This window comes from Streptomyces sp. ISL-94 (assembly GCF_018614075.1).
Classification (GTDB): Bacteria; Actinomycetota; Actinomycetes; order Streptomycetales; family Streptomycetaceae; genus Streptomyces.
This window is the reverse complement of record NZ_JAGGOZ010000002.1, coordinates 52,452-69,033: the sequence shown is the minus strand read 5'-3', so window position 1 is coordinate 69,033 and position 16,582 is coordinate 52,452. Positions and strand designations below refer to the sequence as shown.

12 protein-coding genes are annotated in these 16,582 nt (G+C 73.6%); 4 read left to right on the top strand and 8 right to left on the bottom strand.

What is annotated here, in order from left to right:
* The first annotated feature begins 41 nt into the window (after positions 1-41).
* Positions 42-428 (top strand): helix-turn-helix transcriptional regulator, encoded by a 387-nt coding sequence (locus tag J7E94_RS35255; protein ID WP_308344310.1) that lies wholly within the window; start codon positions 42-44, stop codon positions 426-428.
* Here the strand turns inward: J7E94_RS35255 and J7E94_RS00380 are convergent.
* From J7E94_RS00380 to J7E94_RS00365, 4 genes are all read right to left on the bottom strand, one after another.
* A complete protein-coding gene (locus J7E94_RS00380; RefSeq protein ID WP_215011167.1) occupies positions 394-1,065 on the bottom strand; it encodes a hypothetical protein in 672 nt (223 codons plus the stop codon). The two genes, J7E94_RS35255 and J7E94_RS00380, sit on opposite strands and share 35 nt — an antisense overlap.
* A gap of 52 nt (positions 1,066-1,117) precedes the next feature.
* Positions 1,118-2,317 (bottom strand): cyclic dehypoxanthinyl futalosine synthase, encoded by a 1,200-nt coding sequence (gene mqnC, locus J7E94_RS00375; protein WP_215011165.1) that lies wholly within the window; start codon positions 2,315-2,317, stop codon positions 1,118-1,120.
* A 72-nt stretch (positions 2,318-2,389) separates the two neighbouring features.
* Positions 2,390-4,279 carry a serine/threonine-protein kinase gene (locus J7E94_RS00370; RefSeq protein ID WP_215011163.1) on the bottom strand — a complete coding sequence of 630 codons (1,890 nt, stop codon included), beginning with the start codon at positions 4,277-4,279 and terminating at the stop codon, positions 2,390-2,392.
* A 244-nt stretch (positions 4,280-4,523) separates the two neighbouring features.
* Complete coding sequence (locus J7E94_RS00365) at positions 4,524-5,387, bottom strand: menaquinone biosynthetic enzyme MqnA/MqnD family protein (protein ID WP_215011161.1); 864 nt, start codon at positions 5,385-5,387, stop codon at positions 4,524-4,526.
* 237 nt (positions 5,388-5,624) lie between these two features.
* Here J7E94_RS00365 and J7E94_RS00360 point away from each other — a divergent pair, with 237 nt between their 5' ends.
* A complete protein-coding gene (locus J7E94_RS00360; protein ID WP_030162033.1) occupies positions 5,625-5,828 on the top strand; it encodes a cold-shock protein in 204 nt (67 codons plus the stop codon).
* Between the two features lie 544 nt (positions 5,829-6,372).
* Here J7E94_RS00360 and J7E94_RS00355 read toward each other — a convergent pair.
* Together J7E94_RS00355 and J7E94_RS00350 are read right to left on the bottom strand one after the other, a co-directional pair.
* Entirely contained in the window at positions 6,373-8,043 is a 1,671-nt protein-coding gene (locus J7E94_RS00355) for a lytic murein transglycosylase (protein ID WP_308344309.1), read from the bottom strand.
* Positions 8,044-8,291: 248 nt separating this feature from the next.
* Complete coding sequence (locus J7E94_RS00350; protein ID WP_215011159.1) at positions 8,292-10,025, bottom strand: long-chain fatty acid--CoA ligase; 1,734 nt, start codon at positions 10,023-10,025, stop codon at positions 8,292-8,294.
* A gap of 191 nt (positions 10,026-10,216) precedes the next feature.
* Here J7E94_RS00350 and J7E94_RS00345 point away from each other — a divergent pair, with 191 nt between their 5' ends.
* The gene (locus J7E94_RS00345; RefSeq protein WP_215011158.1) at positions 10,217-11,227 is read left to right on the top strand and encodes an AraC family transcriptional regulator; all 1,011 of its coding nucleotides are present in this window, start codon (positions 10,217-10,219) and stop codon (positions 11,225-11,227) included.
* Between the two features lie 365 nt (positions 11,228-11,592).
* Entirely contained in the window at positions 11,593-12,744 is a 1,152-nt protein-coding gene (locus tag J7E94_RS00340; protein ID WP_215011156.1) for a lipase family protein, read from the top strand.
* Positions 12,745-12,754: 10 nt separating this feature from the next.
* On the opposite strand, the gene J7E94_RS00335 is transcribed toward J7E94_RS00340, so the two are convergent.
* Together J7E94_RS00335 and J7E94_RS00330 are read right to left on the bottom strand one after the other, a co-directional pair.
* Entirely contained in the window at positions 12,755-14,140 is a 1,386-nt protein-coding gene (locus J7E94_RS00335) for an alpha/beta hydrolase (RefSeq protein WP_308344308.1), read from the bottom strand.
* A gap of 454 nt (positions 14,141-14,594) precedes the next feature.
* Complete coding sequence (locus J7E94_RS00330; RefSeq protein ID WP_215011151.1) at positions 14,595-16,493, bottom strand: AMP-dependent synthetase/ligase; 1,899 nt, start codon at positions 16,491-16,493, stop codon at positions 14,595-14,597.
* Between the last annotated feature and the right edge of the window lie 89 nt (positions 16,494-16,582).

Below are 16,582 nucleotides of genomic sequence, written 5' to 3'. Positions count from 1 at the left end.
GCCCACCGGATGGGCCGGCCGGGGGCCGAGGAGTGGAAACCGTGCGCGTCGTCAGCTTCAGCGTCCCCGCGTGGTTCCCCTCCTACGACGCGTCCGGCTCCGACGGCGCGGACGTGCCGCAGCAGGCCCAGCTCACCGAGCAGGAGTCCGCGGTGTTCCTGTGCCTGGCCACCGGAGCCTCCAACGCGGAACTCGCCGCCGAGCTGCAACTGTCCGTCAGTACGGTCAAGTTCCACGTGGTCAACATCCGGGCGAAGCTGGGCGGGGTCAGCCGCCTCCAGGTCTGCCTGCTCGCCGCCCTCGCCCGCGGGGACGCCCTCACCCTCGGGGACGCCCCCGCCCGCGAAGGCACCTCCACCCGCGAAGGCACCTCCACCCGCGAGGACGCCTCCGTCAGCGGCGGCGGTGCAGCAGCCGGCCCCCGATGACGGTGGCCACACAGCTGGTCGCACCCCGCGCCAGCAGCGCCTGCGGATCCTCCGCGGCGAAGACCGCGAAGCGGGCCGGGGCGCCCGGTTCCAGGACTCCGTAGAAGGCCTGCTCGGCCGCGTCCCGCCCGGCATGGGGGTCCCCCCGGACGAAGTCTGGGGGAGGGTCCAGGGAGGGGGTCGGCGTCGAGGCCGCCGGGGGCAGGACGGTGAGGCCCGAGCGGACCACCGCCGTGCGCACCGCCGGGATCGTGAAGCGGCCGGTGACCGCCACCACCCCGCGGGCGAGGAGCTTCTGGGTGCCCCGCCGGGCGCTGTTGCCCCACCGCGCCTCGGTCATCTTCAGCGCCTCCAGCTCCGCTGCCCCGCTGATCGGGTCGGCGCCGAGCTCGGTGACCTCGTACGGGTCGTCGGGGTAGTACGTCCGCTCCAGCAGCGCGTCCCCGCCGCGCACCAGCAGCCCCGGGGTGAGGACCCCGGGCCAGCGGCGGGCCCGCGCGTGCGGGCAGTCCGCGGCGATGTCCGCGAACGGCCCCACGCGGGCGATCCGGTCGCCCTCGACGAGGACCGCTCCCCCGGGCAGGGGGGCGGCGCCCGGCCCGGGGACGAGGAGTTCGGCGGTGTGCAGCGTCAGCATCGGCGGCAGGTCGGCAGTTCTTCGGTCCGTCGTTTCCTCAGGCGTCGGTGCGTCAGTTCGAGGAGATGAGCTTCAGCTCGGGGTGCGCGGTGCCGCCCTCGATGGCGGTGGAGGAGATGTGCGAGACGACGCGGTCGTCGACGGGGTCGTTCGCCGGGTCGTCGTGCACCAGCAGGTGCTCGTACGTGGTCGCGCGCTGCGCCGGGGTGCGGCCCGCCTTGCGGATCAGGTCGATGATCTCCTGGCGGTTGGAGCGGTGCTTGGCACCGGCCGAGGAGACGACGTTCTCCTCCAGCATGATCGAGCCGAGGTCGTCCGCGCCGTAGTGCAGCGAGAGCTGGCCCGCCTCCTTGCCGACGGTGAGCCAGGAGCCCTGGACGTGCGCGATGTTGTCGAGGAAGAGGCGCGCGATCGCGATCATGCGCAGGTACTCGAAGATCGTCGCCTGGGTGCGGCCCTTGAGGTGGTTGTTCTCGGGCTGGTAGGTGTACGGGATGAAGGCGCGGAAGCCGCCCGTACGGTCCTGCGTGTCCCGGATCATCGCGATGTGCTCGATGCGCTCGGCGTTGGTCTCGCCGGTGCCCATGAGCATGGTGGAGGTGGACTCCACGCCCAGCTCGTGGGCGATCTCCATGATCTCCAGCCAGCGCTCGCCGGACTCCTTGAGCGGGGCGATCGCCTTGCGCGGTCGCTCCGGCAGCAGTTCGGCGCCGGCGCCCGCGAAGGAGTCGAGGCCGGCGGCGTGGATGCGCTGGATGGCCTCCTGCGCCGAGACGCCCGAGATGCGGGCCATGTGCTCGACCTCGGACGCGCCGAGGGAGTGGATGACCAGCTGCGGGAACGCCTTCTTGATGGCGGAGAAGTGGTGCTCGTAGTACTCGACGCCGTAGTCCGGGTGGTGCCCGCCCTGGAACATGATCTGCGTGCCGCCGAGCTCCACGGTCTCCGCGCAGCGGCGCAGGATGTCGTCGAGGTCGCGGGACCAGCCCTTCTTCGTGTCCTTGGGGGCCGCGTAGAAGGCGCAGAACTTGCACGCCGTGACGCACACGTTCGTGTAGTTGATGTTCCGCTCGATGATGTACGTGGCGATGTGCTCGGTGCCGGCGTAGCGGCGGCGGCGCACCGCGTCGGCGGCCTGGCCGAGCGCGTGCAGGGGCGCGTGGCGGTAGAGGGCGAGCGCCTCTTCCTTGGTGATCCGGCCTCCTGCGGCGGCGCGGTCGAGGACTGACTGGAGAGCGGCCTGGTCGGTCACCGGTGCGTCACCCTTCGGCGGTGTGTCAAGGTCCGGACCGATCCAGCCTACGCCAGGGGGTCCGGCGGGCTTTCACGGGCTGCGGGTGAGGTCTCCCTCGGGGTTTCCGGCCGGGTTGTCGCCCGACTTGTAGTGCAGGGTGCCGTTGGGGTTGAGGGTGAAGCGCTCGTCGGCGGACCCGTTGGAACAGACGCCGGGGGCCGGATTGGGACCGCCCGCGGTGTCCAGGACGAGCGAGCGGTCGGTGGCGGAGGCGAGCTTCCAGTCGCCGCTGCAGTCGGTGCCGAGCACGGCCAGGACCGACTTGTCCCGGGCGACCACCTCGCCGACCTTGCCGCCCTTGATGGTGATCTCGAACTCGGTGGCGACGCCGAGCCGGGCGGTGGTGACGGTGCCCTTCCAGGTGCCGATGAGTTCCCTGGGCACGTCGGTACGGGTTCCCGCGGGAGGTGCGGTGCTCGCGCTCGGCGCGGCCTTGGACGCGGTGGGCCCGGGGGTGGTCCCCGGCTGCGCCGTCGAGGCGGAGGGGCGCGGGCCGGCGTCGGCCGTGTCCCGGTGCCGGTCTCCCTGGCCGGGCAGCAGCCCCGTCCCGTACAGCCCGCCGGACACGGCGGCCAGCACGGCCGCCGCGGCGAGCACGAGGGTGCAGCTGAACCGCCGCCCGGCCGCGCTGACGGTGACCTGCCGTCCGTCGGGGGCGGTCCGGGGCCCGGGCACACCTCCGGCGGTCTCGGTGGGAGACCCGTAGGGGCCGTACGGGCCCCCGGTGCGGCCGGCCGCGGCGGCCGGCCCGTACGCGGGATCCGGCGACCCGAACCCCGGGCCGCCCGGCGCGGAGGGCCCGGCGTCGGCGCCCCCGCCGCCCGTCGTCCCGGCCGGGGTCCCGTACACACCGGCGGCCGCACCGAAGGAGCCGTACGGGCCGGCCTGGCCCTGGCTTCCGTAGGAGGCGTCGGGCGACCCGAAGCCGGCCCCCGCGGGACCCCCGTACGAGGCGGACGTGAACGGAACCGGCCCCGAGGGGGCTTCCGCGGGCGCCTCCTCGACGGGGCCGGCGTCCAGGTCGAGCAGGGCCACCGCCGCGCGGCTGGCCTCCTCGACCAGGGGCGCCGGCAGCCAGCCGGGCGCGCCCAGGGCTCCGCCGAGGGCCGCGGCGACGGCCTGCGGGGCCGGGCGGTCGGCGGCCGTCTTGGCCAGGCAGGACCCGATCAGCTCGCGCAGCTCGCCGGCCGGGACCGCGCCCAGCTCGGGCGGCTCGTGGACGACCTTGTAGAGGAGGGTCGCCGAGTTGTCCCCGGTGAAGGGCGGCCGCCCCGTCGCCGCGAAGGCCAGTACGGCCCCGAGCGAGAACACGTCGGCCGCACCGGTGATCCCCTTGCCGAGGATCTGCTCGGGGGACATGTAGCCCGGCGACCCGACGGAGACCCCGGTGGAGGTGAGCGAGGCGGTCCCTCCCCCAGACTCCGTCCGGGGGGACCCCCAGGCCCGCGCGATCCCGAAGTCGATCAGCCGGGGCCCGTCGAGGGTCAGCATCACGTTGGACGGCTTCACGTCCCGGTGTACGAGGCCCAGCCCGTGCACGGCCACCAGTGCGCGCGCCAGACCCGCGCCGATGGCCCGTACCGACGCCTCGGGCAGCGGCCCGTGCGCGGCCAGCGCCCGGTCCAGGGAGGGGCCCGCCACGTATCCGGTGGCCACCCACGGCACCGGAGCCTCGGGGTCCGCGTCGAGCACGGGCGCGGTCCACTCGCCGCCCACCCGCCGGGCGGCCTCCACCTCGCGGCGGAACCGGGCCCGGAACTCCTCGTCGGCCGCGAAGTGCGGGTGCACGATCTTGACGGCGACGGTCCGGCCGCCCGCGCTGCGCCCCAGGTAGACCCGGCCCATCCCACCGGCGCCGAGCCGGCCGAGCAGCCGGTACGCGCCGATGGTCCGCGGTTCGCCGGCTTCGAGCGGCTGCATCGCGTCCCCTATCCCCCGAGCTTGTCCGGTCCGGTCAAGCAGCACCTTAGGGGGTGCGCGGGCGGGCCGGGCCGGAAGGCCGGGAGATCGCTTACCGCTGCCGCCCCACCGCCCCCGCCCGGCATTCCTTTCGCATTCCGCGCCGGGCGACCGGAATGCGAAAGGAGGGTAATCCCCGGCAAACGCCCGCACCCGCCGTCCCGGCCGCCGGAGTCGTCCCGCGACCATCACCCGGGAAAGCCCGTCAGTACTCCGCGGTCGCCGCTTCCAGGAGCTGTACGTCGACGTCCTCCGCATATCCGGTCGTCGGTCCCGTAAGGCGGGCGAATTCCCTCACTCCGGCAAGCTGGTCCGGACCGAAGCGGAAGTCGAGCGTCGTGAAGTACCGCTCCAGCAGCTTCGCGTCGAAGGCCTCCCAGCGGGCCGCCTGCTCGGCGACCTTGGACACCTCTTCGAGGGAGAGGTCCCGGGAGGCGAGGAAGGCCTCGTGGACCTCGCGCACGACGTGGGGCTCGCGGGCCAGGTAGTCCTTGCGGGCGGCCCAGACGGCGAAGACGAACGGCAGCCCGGTCCACTCCTTCCACATCTGCCCCAGGTCGTGCACGGCCAGGCCGAGCCGGGGGGCGTCGTGGAGGGAGGCGCGCAGCGCGGCGTCGCCGATCAGCACGGCCGCGTCCGCCTCCTGCATCATCAGGCCGAGGTCGGGCGGGCAGGTGTAGTAGTCGGGCTGGACCCCGTACCGCTCGGAAAGCAGCAGCTGGGCGAGGCGTACGGACGTACGGGAGGTCGAACCGAGGGCGACGCGGGCGCCGTCGAGCTTCTCCAGCGGCAGCTGCGAGACGATGACGCAGGACATCACGGGGCCGTCGCAGCCGACGGCGAGGTCGGGGAAGGCGACGAGCTGGTCGGCGTTGCGGAGGTACTCGACAAGGGTGATCGGGGCGATGTCGAGGTCGCCCTGGACGAGGCTTTCGCTCAGCTTCTCGGGGCTGTCCTTGGTCAGCTCCAGGTCCAGCAGCGTGCCGGTGCGGGCCAGGCCCCAGTAGAGGGGCAGGCAGTTCAGGAACTGGATGTGGCCGACGCGGGGCCGGCTGCGATAGACGTCCACATCGCGAGACTAGCCCCCGGGTCACCGTCAGCCTTCCGGCGGGTCTCAAACGTCCGAGTGACGTGATCTTTCCCTCTGGTCTCGGCCGCAGGGTGCGTGCTAGGCTCGTCGCAAGTTGCAGTTTGGTTTCCCTTGCAGTACGAGGCCTGCGGAGAATGTGACCCGCAGGCTTTTGTAGTTTTCAGACTTCTTAGCAGGTTCTGGAGCAGGGCGACCCTTTGGCCCATAGGAGGGCTCATGGCTACCGGAACCGTGAAGTGGTTCAACGCTGAAAAGGGCTTCGGCTTCATCGCCCAGGACGGCGGCGGCCCGGATGTCTTCGTCCACTACTCCGCGATCAACGCCTCTGGCTTCCGCTCCCTCGAGGAGAACCAGATGGTGAACTTCGACGTCACGCAGGGTCCGAAGGGCCCGCAGGCGGAGAACGTCACCCCGGCCTAGTCGCCTGGGCCAACCTAAATCGCGGTTGGAATAGCAGTACCCAAGGAGCCCTGTCACCTCTGCGCGAGCGGAGCGGCAGGGCTCCTGCCTTTTCCCTCCCGGGTGGGGTGGCGGAGGAACGCGGCCGCCCCGGGCACCGTTGACACGGTGCCCGGGGCGGCTGCGTTCCACACGGACGGGCCCGGCCAGTGGGCCCCGCGCCGGCGGGCTCCGGCCCGCGGGGCCCCGCCTGCCGGCCTCCCTGCCGGGCCCGGTCAGTGGGCCAGCGCCGGCGGGCTCCGGCCTGCGGGCCCTCGCCTGCCGGCCTCCCTGCCGGGCCCGGTCAGTGGGCCAGCGCCGGCGGGCTCCGGCCTGCGGGCCCTCGCCTGCCGGCCTCCCTGCGGGGCCCGGCCTGCGGGGCCCCGCGCCTTGGCGGCGGGTGGGCAACGGCCGGGTGAGGGCCCGCGCTTTGGCGGCGGGTGGGCAACGGCTGGGTGGGGGCCCGCCGCTTTGGCGGCGGGTGGGCAACGGCTGGGTGGGGGCCCGCCGCCTTGGCGGCGGGGGGCTACGGCTGGGTGGGGGCCGGGATCGGCTGGGGGGCGGTGATCTTGATGTCCAGGGTCAGGGTCACCTTTTGAGGGGTGGTCAGGCGCAGGGAGTAGGTCCCCGCGGGCAGGTCCGCGTCGGTGAAGAGCACCGGGAGGACGATCTTGCCGTCGGCGCCCGTCTTGGGGAGCGTCAGGCTGAAGATCTTCTTGCCGGTCTCGTCCTTGAAGTACGGGCCCTTCGCGGTCGCCGGGTCCACCGGGATCCACGTGCCGTCCTTGTCCTGTACGACCAGCTCGGCGACGGTCTCCGTGCCCTCGACGGCCTTGCCGCCGACCGTGGCGAGGACCGCGACGCCCTCGATGCCCTTACCGGCGACCGCCTCCAGCGGCTTCGCGCCGTCCGGGCGGGCCAGCTTGTCCGCGACCGGCTTGGCGGTGACCTTGCCCGTGAACTTCACCGTGAAGTGGCCGTACTTGTCGTACGCCGAGACCCGCAGGGTGAAGGTGCCCGCCTGGGCGCCCGCCTTGAGCTTGGGCGCGGCCGCGGTACCGTCGGCACCCGCCTTGACCGCCACGGACTTCTCCGCGGACGTGCCGAAGCCGGTGCCGCCGGTGGTGTCCTCCTCGACCGTGAAGACGACCTCCTGCCCGACGGCGGGCTTGCCGTCGCTGAGCGCCGCCTTCACCTTCGCGGCCTCCGTGAAGTCCGCCCCCGTCTCGGCCGTGAGCCCTGAGCCGCCGAGCAGCGTCAGTTCGGCCAGGTGCGCGGCCGGCGTCGGGGTCGGGGTCGGGGTCGGGGTGGGAGTCGGCGTAGGCGTGGGCGTCGGGGTGGGAGTCGGCGTCGGCCTCGGGGTCTGCGGCTGCGGCTGGGGGTGCGGCGTCGGCAGGGTGCCCGGCGGCTGGGTCGGGTAGTCGCCCGCGGGCGGGTTCGGCACCTCGGTGACGCCGCCGGCCTGGTACTGCCGCATGTAGCCGAGCACGGTGTTCACGTACTCGCGGGAGTTGTTGTAGCTGAGGATCGCCGAGTCGAGCTTGGCCGCGACCGACAGGTCCCGGTCGCCCGCGCACAGGTAGAGGCCCGCGCCCAGCGCCGCGTCGTAGATGTTGTTCGGGTCCCGCTTGCCGTCGCCGTTGCCGTCGGCGCCCCAGGTCCTCCACGTGGAGGGGATGAACTGCAGCGGGCCGATGGCCCGGTCGTACTCGGCGTCCGCGTCCCACTCGCCCTTGTCGGTGTCGCGGATCTCGGCGAAGCCGTTGCCGTCGAGGCGGGGCCCGCGGATCGGCTTCTCGGTGGAGCCGTCGGCCTTGAGCCCGTAGCCCGTGGCGTGTACGGACTCGACCCTGCCGATGCCCGCGAGCAGCTGCCAGGGCAGTTTGCAGCCGGGGAGCGCGGCGGCCACCGACAGCTCGGCACGCTTGTAGGCGTCGAGGGCGGTGCCGGGTATCCCGCTGGCCCCGTCCGTGGCGCTCGCCCCGGCGGCCGGCGGGTCGGCGACTATGCCGGGCAGATCCAGCCGGGCATCACCGCGGTCGGCGGCCTGCGGGCTGTCCGGGGTCGGTTCGGACTCCCCCGCGTCGGCGGTCGACGGGTTGGTCACGACCGCGGCGGTGGTCAGGCTGGCCGCGAGGGCGGCTGTGCACAGGACCTTGCGCGAGGTGTTGACGAGGTGACGGTGAAGCGGCTTCACAGTGCGGCGATCCCCCCAGGAGCCGTCCAAAGGCATACGGCCGGTCGGGCCGTGAATATCCACTGTCTATCAGGTATTCGGAAGCGACTTGCCGTCCCCCCTGCAGATGTGACCCGCCATTCGTCTCGGCTTCACCCGGTCTCGTGGCAGAACGGACAGAGGACGTACGCACCTGCACCCATTTCCCCCATGACACCCGATTTTCCCGACTCCCCTCCCCAAGCAGGCCTTTAGGGTGACCGGCTGCTTCATCCCCCGTAAAGGTCCTCGATCTCCCGCGCGTACCGCTGCGCCACCGCCGTGCGGCGCAGCTTCAGGGTCGGAGTCAGGGTGCCCGCGTCGATCGTGAAGTCCTCCGGGAGGATGTGGAAGGCGCGGATGCGGGCCGCGCGGGAGACCGTGGCGTTGGCCTGCGCCACCGCCTCCTCGATCAGGGCGCGGACGGCCGGGTGGGCGGCCGGGACCGGCCCCGGGTCGAGGCCCTCGCGCCCCGCCCAGGCGGTGATCTCCTCCGCGTCCAGGGTGATCAGGGCCACCGGGTGCGGGCGGCGGTCGCCGATCAGCACGGCGCGGGAGACGTAGCGGGAGCGCTGGACGGCGAACTCGACCTCCGTCGGGGTGATGTTCTTCCCGGCCGAGGTGATGATCAGCTCCTTCTTGCGGCCGGTGATGCGGAGGTAGCCGTCGCCGTCCAGCTCGCCCAGGTCACCGGTGTGGAGCCAGCCGTCGGGGTCGAGGGCGTCCGCCGTGGCCGCCGCGTTGGCGTGGTAGCCCGGGAAGACCATCGGGCCGCGGGCCAGCACCTCGCCGTCCTCGGCGATGCGCACCTCGCAGCCGTCGATGGGCCGGCCCACCGTCCCGTGGCGCACGGCCGCGGGGTGGTTGAGGGAGATGACCCCGCCCGACTCGGTCATCCCGTAGCCCTCGAACACCGAGATCCCGCACGCCCGCAGGAAGTTCAGGGTGGCCGGGGCGATCGGCGCGCCACCGGTGAGGGCCCACTTCAGCCGCCCCCCGAAGGCGCCCCGGACCAGGGAGTAGAGCGCCTTGTCCGCGGCCTCGTACTCCCCCCGGAGGGATTCCGGCAGCCGGCCCTCCGCCGCCAGCACGCCCAGCCGTACGGCCTCCTCGAACCGCTCGCGGCTGCCCTGCGCCGCCTCCGCCAGCGTGAGCACCACCGAGTGGAGCTTCTCGAACAGGCGTGGTACGGACGGCAGATGCGTGGGCCGTACGGTGCCCAGCTCCGCGAGCACGTCCTCGATGCGGCCCCCGTAGTAGCAGAGCTCCCCGCCCTCCAGCAGCGTGGTGAACTGGATCAGCTGGGCCAGCAGGTGCGCGAGCGGCAGGTAGAGGTACGTCGAGTCCCCCGGCCCGCCCTTGATCAGCGGGAGGGTCGCGTCCTGGATGGCGCCCAGGTTGCCGTGGGTGAGGCGGCAGCCCTTGGGCAGGCCCGTGGTCCCCGAGGTGTAGACGATCGACGCGTCCTCGGCGGGGGTGACGGCCGCCGCCCGGGCGAGGAGTTCGGCCTCCGGGGCCGGGGGCAGGGCCGGCAGCGCGTCCATCAGGACCACCGCCCGGAGCATGGGCAGCTTCGCCCGCAGGGCCTCCACCCGGACCGCCTGCGTCTCGTCGTCGCAGACCACGGCCACCGCCTCCGAGTCGGACAGCACCCAGGCGACCTCCTCGTCCCCCGCCGTCGGATACACGGGCACGAGGACCGCGCCGGCCGCCAGCACCCCGAAGTGGGTGTACGTCCACTGCGGCCGCGTCTCGGCCAGTACGGCCACCCGCTCCCCGGCGGCGACCCCCAGCCCGAGCAGCGCGCGCCCGACGGCCCGTACCTGCGCGCCCAGTTCCCCGTACGTCCGGGTCTGCCAGTCGCCGCCGGGCGCCCGGAACCGCAGGGCCGTCTCCGGCCCGTACCGCTCCTCGGTCCACTGGGTGAACCGCGCCAGCGTGCTCGGCCGCGCGTCGACGTCCATCGCATGCCCTCCAGGGAGTTGGTGACCCTCCGACGCTAGGCAGCCGGTGCGGCGCGGCGGCATGACCGGAAGCGTCAGGGGTGCTGGCCGCAGCGCTCATCCGGGCGCCGCCTGTTGGCCGGCAACTCCTCCGTGCCTGAGGACCGCCGCAGCCGTATCGCGCGGCGGCGCGGAGGGCTACCGTCTGACCCATGGGGAGGCGGACGGTCACCGTGCACCATGTGCGTGCCGTGCTCGCGGGGGCCCGCGGCAGCGGGATCGACACCGTGCCGCTGCTCCAGGAGGCGCAGATCCCGCCGCTGCTGCTGGGCGACGACCGGGCGCGAATCACTCCGGCGCAGTTCGCCCGCCTCTTCCGGGCGCTGTACCGGACCACGCAGGACGAGTTCCTCGGCCTGGGCGCGGTCCCGAGCCGCCCCGGCACCTTCGCCATGATGTGCTACGCCTCGCTGGGCTGCCGGGACCTGGGCGCGGCGACGGAACGGGCGGCCGCCTTCTACGGGCTGTTCCCGGGGGGACCGGAGCTGGCGCTGGAAGTGGCGGGCGGGGAAGCCCGGTTCACGGTGCGGAACGACTTCACGCGGGACGAGGAGCGCTTCCTCACCGAGTGCGTGCTCGCGATCTGGCACCGGTTGAGCAGCTGGCTGGTCGGGCGGCGCATCCCGCTCGCCTACGCCGCGTTCTCCTATCCCCCGCCGCCGCACAAGGACGAGTACGCCCTCCTCTTCGACTGCCCGGTCCGCTTCGGGGAGGACCGTACGGGCGCCGCGTTCGACGCGCACTGGCTGACGGCTCCGCTCGTACGGGACGAGGCCGCGCTCGACGCGATGCTGCGGCGCGCCCCCTTCGACCTGCTGTCGCGGCCGGAGTACGGGACCACGGTCGCGGAACAGGTCCGCCGGACCCTCACGCAGCACCTGCGGGGCTCGCCGCGGCTGCCGGCGCTCGGCGAGGTCGCGGCGCGGCTGGCGGTGTCCCCGGCGACGCTGCGGCGACGGCTCCAGCGGGAGGGGACGTCCTTCCAGCGGCTGAAGGACCAGGTCCGCCGGGACGCGGCGATCGCGGGGCTGGCGGAAGGCGGCGAGCCGATCGCGGAGCTCGCGGCTCGGCTGGGCTTCTCGGAGGACACGGCCTTCCACCGCGCGTTCCGCCGCTGGACGGGCACCACCCCGGGCGCCTACCGCGGGGCATCCGCCGGCTAGCGAACCCCTGGGGCTCCGCCCCCGCACCCCGCGCCTCAAGCGCCGGCGAGGCTGAATGTGCCCCGCCTGAGTGCGTGGGCGCAGGCACAAGATTCGGGGCTGGGGTTGCCCGCCCGAGTGCGTGGGTGAAGGTGGCGGCGCAGAGCAGCCCATTCCAGCCCCGCCGGCGATTGAGGCGCGGGGGTCCGGGGGCTGGCCCCCGGCGACGGCGCCGCACCTGCGGACCTCGGGGGCGACCGCCGCGGCGGACCCGGTGGCCTGCGGGGTCAGGAAAGGTGAGCTGCCCGGTCAGCGACCTTCTGACCGGTCGGTCACTACCTTCGGCTCACCTGCCCCCACCCGGACCGTCTTTGGGAGAGCCGCCCATGCGAATCCGCAGCACCGCCCTCACCGCCGTGGCCGCCCTGGCCCTCGCCGCCTGGATGCCCGCCGCCTCCGCCCAGGCCGGCGAGGCCACCGGCGCCGCCGGCGACATCGTCACCAGCGTCCCCTCCGCCTTCCACCCCCTCCCCGGCCAGCCCACCAACACCAAGGCCTGGAAGATCCACTACCGCTCCACCACCGCCGACGGCGCCCCCAACACCGTCTCCGGCACCGTCATCGTCCCGCAGGACGGCCGCACCGGCCCCCGCCCCCTCGTCACGTACGCCGTCGGCACCGTCGGCATGGGCGACTCCTGCGCGCCGAGCAACAACCTCCCGTACGGCACCGCCATGGAGGCCAACCTCATCCAGCAGCTCACCCTGCGCGGCTGGGCCGTGGTCGTCACCGACTACGAGGGCCTCGGCACCCCGGGCGTCCACACCTACACCGTGGGCCCCTCCGCCGGGCACGCCATGCTCGACGCCGCCCGCGCCGCCACCCGCCTGCCGGAGGCTGGGCTCTCGGCGGACACGCCCGTCGGCATCATGGGCTACTCCCAGGGCGGCCAGGCCGCCGGCTGGGCCGCCGAGTTGCAGGGCTCGTACGCCCCCGAGCTCAAGGTCAAGGGCACGGCGGCCGGCGGTGTCCCCGCCGACCTGATGAAGGTCGCCGAGTTCAACAACGGCTCCTACGGGTCCGGCCTCATCTTCATGGCGGCCGCCGGCCAGGACGCCGCCTTCCCGGAGCTGGGGCTCGACTCCTACCTCAACCCGGCCGGCAAGCTCCTGGTCAACGGTATGAAGGAGGGCTGCGTCGCCATCGACGCCATCGCCGGCTCCTTCAAGCGGATCTCCGACCTCACCACGCGCGACCCGCTCGCCCAACCCGACTGGCAGGCCCGCCTCAACCAGAGCCGGCTCGGGCGGACGGCCCCGGCCGCGCCGGTGTACCAGTACCACGCCCTCGGCGACGAGTTGATCCCGTACGGGGTGGGCCGACAGCTGCGCTCCGACTGGTGCGCGAAGGGCGCGAACCTCGAATTCGACACCATCTGGGTCGGTGAGCACGTCAGCGGCGTGATCACCCACTCCCTGGAGGCCGGGAACTGGCTGGCGGACCGCTTCGCCGACCGCCCGGCCCGCCCCAACTGCTAGCAGGGGCCGCTCACTCGCCGGCCGGGCAGGACCGCGTCCCGGCCGGCAGCCGCCCGTCGATCAGGAAGCCGTCCGCGTACTCGCGCACGCACGGCGAGGAGGCGTAGCCGGTGTGCCCGTCGCCCTTGTAGTCCACGACGACCGCCGAGCCGAGCCGCTTCGCCGTCTCCTCCGTCCACTCGTACGGGGTCGCCGGGTCGCCCCGGGTGCCGATCAGCATCATGCGCGGGGCGCCCGGGCGGTCGATCTTCCGGATGAAGTCGGTGCCGGCGGGGCGCCCGTAGCAGGCGAGCACCGTCATCAGCCGGCTCGGCCCGAAGATCTCGGACACCTTCAGGAACTCGTCCTTCAGGTCCGCCAGTTCCTTCTCTATGGCCGCCGGAGAGGCCGTGTCGTTGGACCGGTCCGGGTCGTCGGCGCAGCTCACGGCGGCGAGGGCGGCCTCGGCGTTGTCGGCGGGTACGGTGCCGGGGCCGGCGGCGTCCTGGCCGCCATCGGAGGAGGGCTCGGGGCCGGTCGGGCCGCCCAGCTGGAGGAGTCCCACCGGGTCGTGGTCCCGCTCGGCCATCGCCAGCGCGTCCGCGAGGTCGGGCCACATTCTCTTCGCGTACAGCGCGCTGCCGATGGCCCCGACCGCGTCCTGCCCGGTCACGTACGAGCCGTCGTGGCCGATCAGCGGCTCCGCGTCGAGCCGCGTCACCAGGGCCTCGACCCTCTCCCTGGCGCTGCGCGTGTTGGTCCCGTACACGCAGTCCTTCCGGTGGGCGCACCAGGCCAGGAAGTTGTCCAGCGCCCGCTGCTGGCCGCGCGCCGACGCGAGCGCCTGCTCGGCCAGCGGCTCCGTGAGGGTGTCCACGCCGTCGAGGACCATGCGGCCTGTCCTGCCGGGGAACTGGGCGGCGTACACGGCGCCGAGCCGGGTCCCGTAGGAGAAGCCGAGGTAGTTGAGCTTGCGGTCGCCCAAGGCCTCGCGCATCACGTCCAGGTCGCGGGCGGCGTTCACGGTCCCGATGTACCGGAGCACGGGCCCGGAGGCCAGCTCGCAGCGCCTGGCCACGGCGCGCAGGGCGGCCAGCTGCGCGGCGGCGTCCTCGTCGGCGTAGGTCTCGGTCTCCAGGGAGCCGCCGCAGGAGACGGGCTCGCTGTGGCCGACCCCGCGGGGGTCGAAGGCGACGAGGTCGTAGCGCTCGCCGAGGTCGGCGAAGAGCTTGGGGTCGGCGGCCAGGTTCGCGACGCCCGGGCTACCGGGGCCGCCGTAGTTCAGCAGGAGCGAGCCCAGGCGCTTCTTGCGGTCGGTGGCCGGTATCCGGGCCAGGGCCACCGTGACGGTGCCCTTGGCCGGGGCGGCGTAATCGAGCGGCACCTCCACGGTCCCGCACCACATGTCGGCGGGCACGGGCTTCTCGGGGCAGGCTCCCCACCGGATCCCCGCGGGGTCTGGCGCGGGGGCAGGGGCGCGGGGAACCGGTGCGCCCGCCAGCCCCGCCAGGGCCAGCACACAGGCGGCGGCAACGGCACGGGAGCGCGTACGGGGACGCACAAGGGGGCGCATCCCGGCACGGGAATCGGTGCGGAAACGGGTACGGGAATCGGTGCGGAAACGGGTACGGGGCACTGCACCCTCCTCGGGTGACCCCCCGGACCAGTCAGCCCACCATAAGCGCGCACCGGCACCACCGCCCGCCCACCTCTCCAGCCTCGCCGGCGTTTCGAGGGGTGGGGGTCCCCCCGGACGGAGTCTGGGGGAGGGTCCGGGGCGGAGCCCCGATCCTTGAGCCGCCAGGCCCACCCACCTGCACCACATCCGGTCTCGCCGGGGCGGAGCCCCAGGGGTCGGGCCGTGCCCGGGGTCAGGGCTCGCGCGGGGCCCCGTACAGCTCCTCGATCTGCTGGGCGCAGTCCCGCAGGATCGCGCCCCGCTTGAGCTTCAGCGACGGCGTGAGGTGCCCCCGCGCCTCCGTGAAATCGCCCGGCAAGACGGTGAAGCTGCGGATCGACTCGGCCCGCGAGACCAGCCGGTTCGCCTCGTCCACCGCCCGCTGGAGGTCCGCGCGCAGCGCCTCGTCCCGTACCAGCTCCCGCATCGGCACCCCGGTCTTCTTGTGCATCTGGCGCCAGTGCAGCAGCCCGTCCGGCTCCAGGGTGATCAGTGCGGTGATGTAGGGCCGGTTGTCGCCGACCACCATGCACTGGCCGACCAGCGGGTGGGCCCGCAGCCAGTCCTCCAGCGGGGCCGGGGCCACGTTCTTTCCGCCGGAGGTGATGATCAGGTCCTTCTTGCGGCCGGTGATGGTGAGGTACCCGTCGGCGTCGAGCTCCCCGATGTCGCCGGTGGCCAGCCAGCCGCCCGGCGGGACCGCCTGGGCCGTGTTCCAGTAGCCGGCGAAGACGTGCCGCCCGCCCAGCAGCACCTCGCCGTCCTCCGCGATCCGTACCGCCGTGCCCGGCAGCGGCCAGCCGACCGTGCCGAGGCGGGGCCGCTGCGGCGGGGTCACGGTGCTGGCGCCGGTCGTCTCCGTGAGCCCGTAGCCCTCGAAGACCTCGATGCCGGCGCCGGTGTAGAAGGCGGCGAGCCGGCGGCCGAGGGGGGATCCGCCGCTCAGGATGTACCGGACGCGGCCGCCGAGCGCCGCCCGGATGCGGCGGTAGACGAGCGGGTCGTACAGCGCCCGCGCGGCGCGCAGCCCGAGCCCCGGGGCCTTGCCCTCGACGAGTTCCCCGTACCGCCGGGCGATGCGGGCGGCCCGGTCGAAGGACGAGGCCCGGCCCATCTTCTCGGCGGTGGCGCGGGCGGTGTTGTAGACCTTCTCCAGGACGTAGGGGACGGCGAGGAGGAAGGTCGGCCGGAAGCCGGCGAGGTCGGCGAGGAGGTCCTCGGTACGGATGCTGGGCGCGTGCCCGAGCTTGACGCGGGCCCGCAGGCAGCCGACGGCCACCATCCGCCCGAAGACGTGCGACAGCGGCAGGAAGAGCAGCGTGGACGCCGGGTCCTTGCCGGCCGACTTGAAGACGGGGTGCAGCAGCTCGACCGCGTTGTCGACCTCGGCGAAGAAGTTGGCGTGGGTGATCACGCACCCCTTGGGCTGCCCGGTGGTGCCCGAGGTGTAGATCAGGGTCGCCACGGAGTCCGGCGTACGGGCGGCCAGGCGCTGGTGGACCAGCGCGTCGGGCAGGTGCTCCCCGGCCTTGACCAGCCGGGCGACCACGCCCGTGTCGATTTCCCACAGGTGCGCCAGCCAGGGCAGGTTGACCCGCTCGGCGCTGATGAGGCGGGCCTGCGCGGTGTCCTCGACGGCGCAGGCCACAGCGCCGGAGTCGTGGATGATCCAGCGCGCCTGGATCACCGAGGAGGTCGGATAGATGGGCACGGTGACCAGCCCGGCGGCCCATCCGGCGAAGTCGAGCAGGGTCCACTCGTAGGTGGTCCGCGCCATGATCGCCAGCCGGTCGCCCTCGCGGAGCCCCTCGGCGATGAGCCCCTTGGCGACGGCGAGCACCTCGGCCGCGAACTCGGCGGCCGTGACGTCCCGCCAGGACCCGTCGCGCTCCTTGCGGGCGAGCACGGCCTCGGCGGGGGCCTCGCGGGCGTTGTCGAAGGGGATGTCCCCGAGGGAGCCCCGCCCCGGTACGGCCGCCAGCGCGGGCACCCGTACCTCGCGCACCCGCCCGTCGATCACGGTCTTCACGGGCTCGACGGCGGCAGGCTTTCCGGGCTGTGCGGCCTTGAGCGGGCTCGATTCGGCTGCCACGGCGCGCTCCCTCGGTTCGACGCAGTGTTACCGCCGGTAATCTACGGAGGAGTGACCGCGCCTGAACACCCCCTGGAACCCTTCTTCAC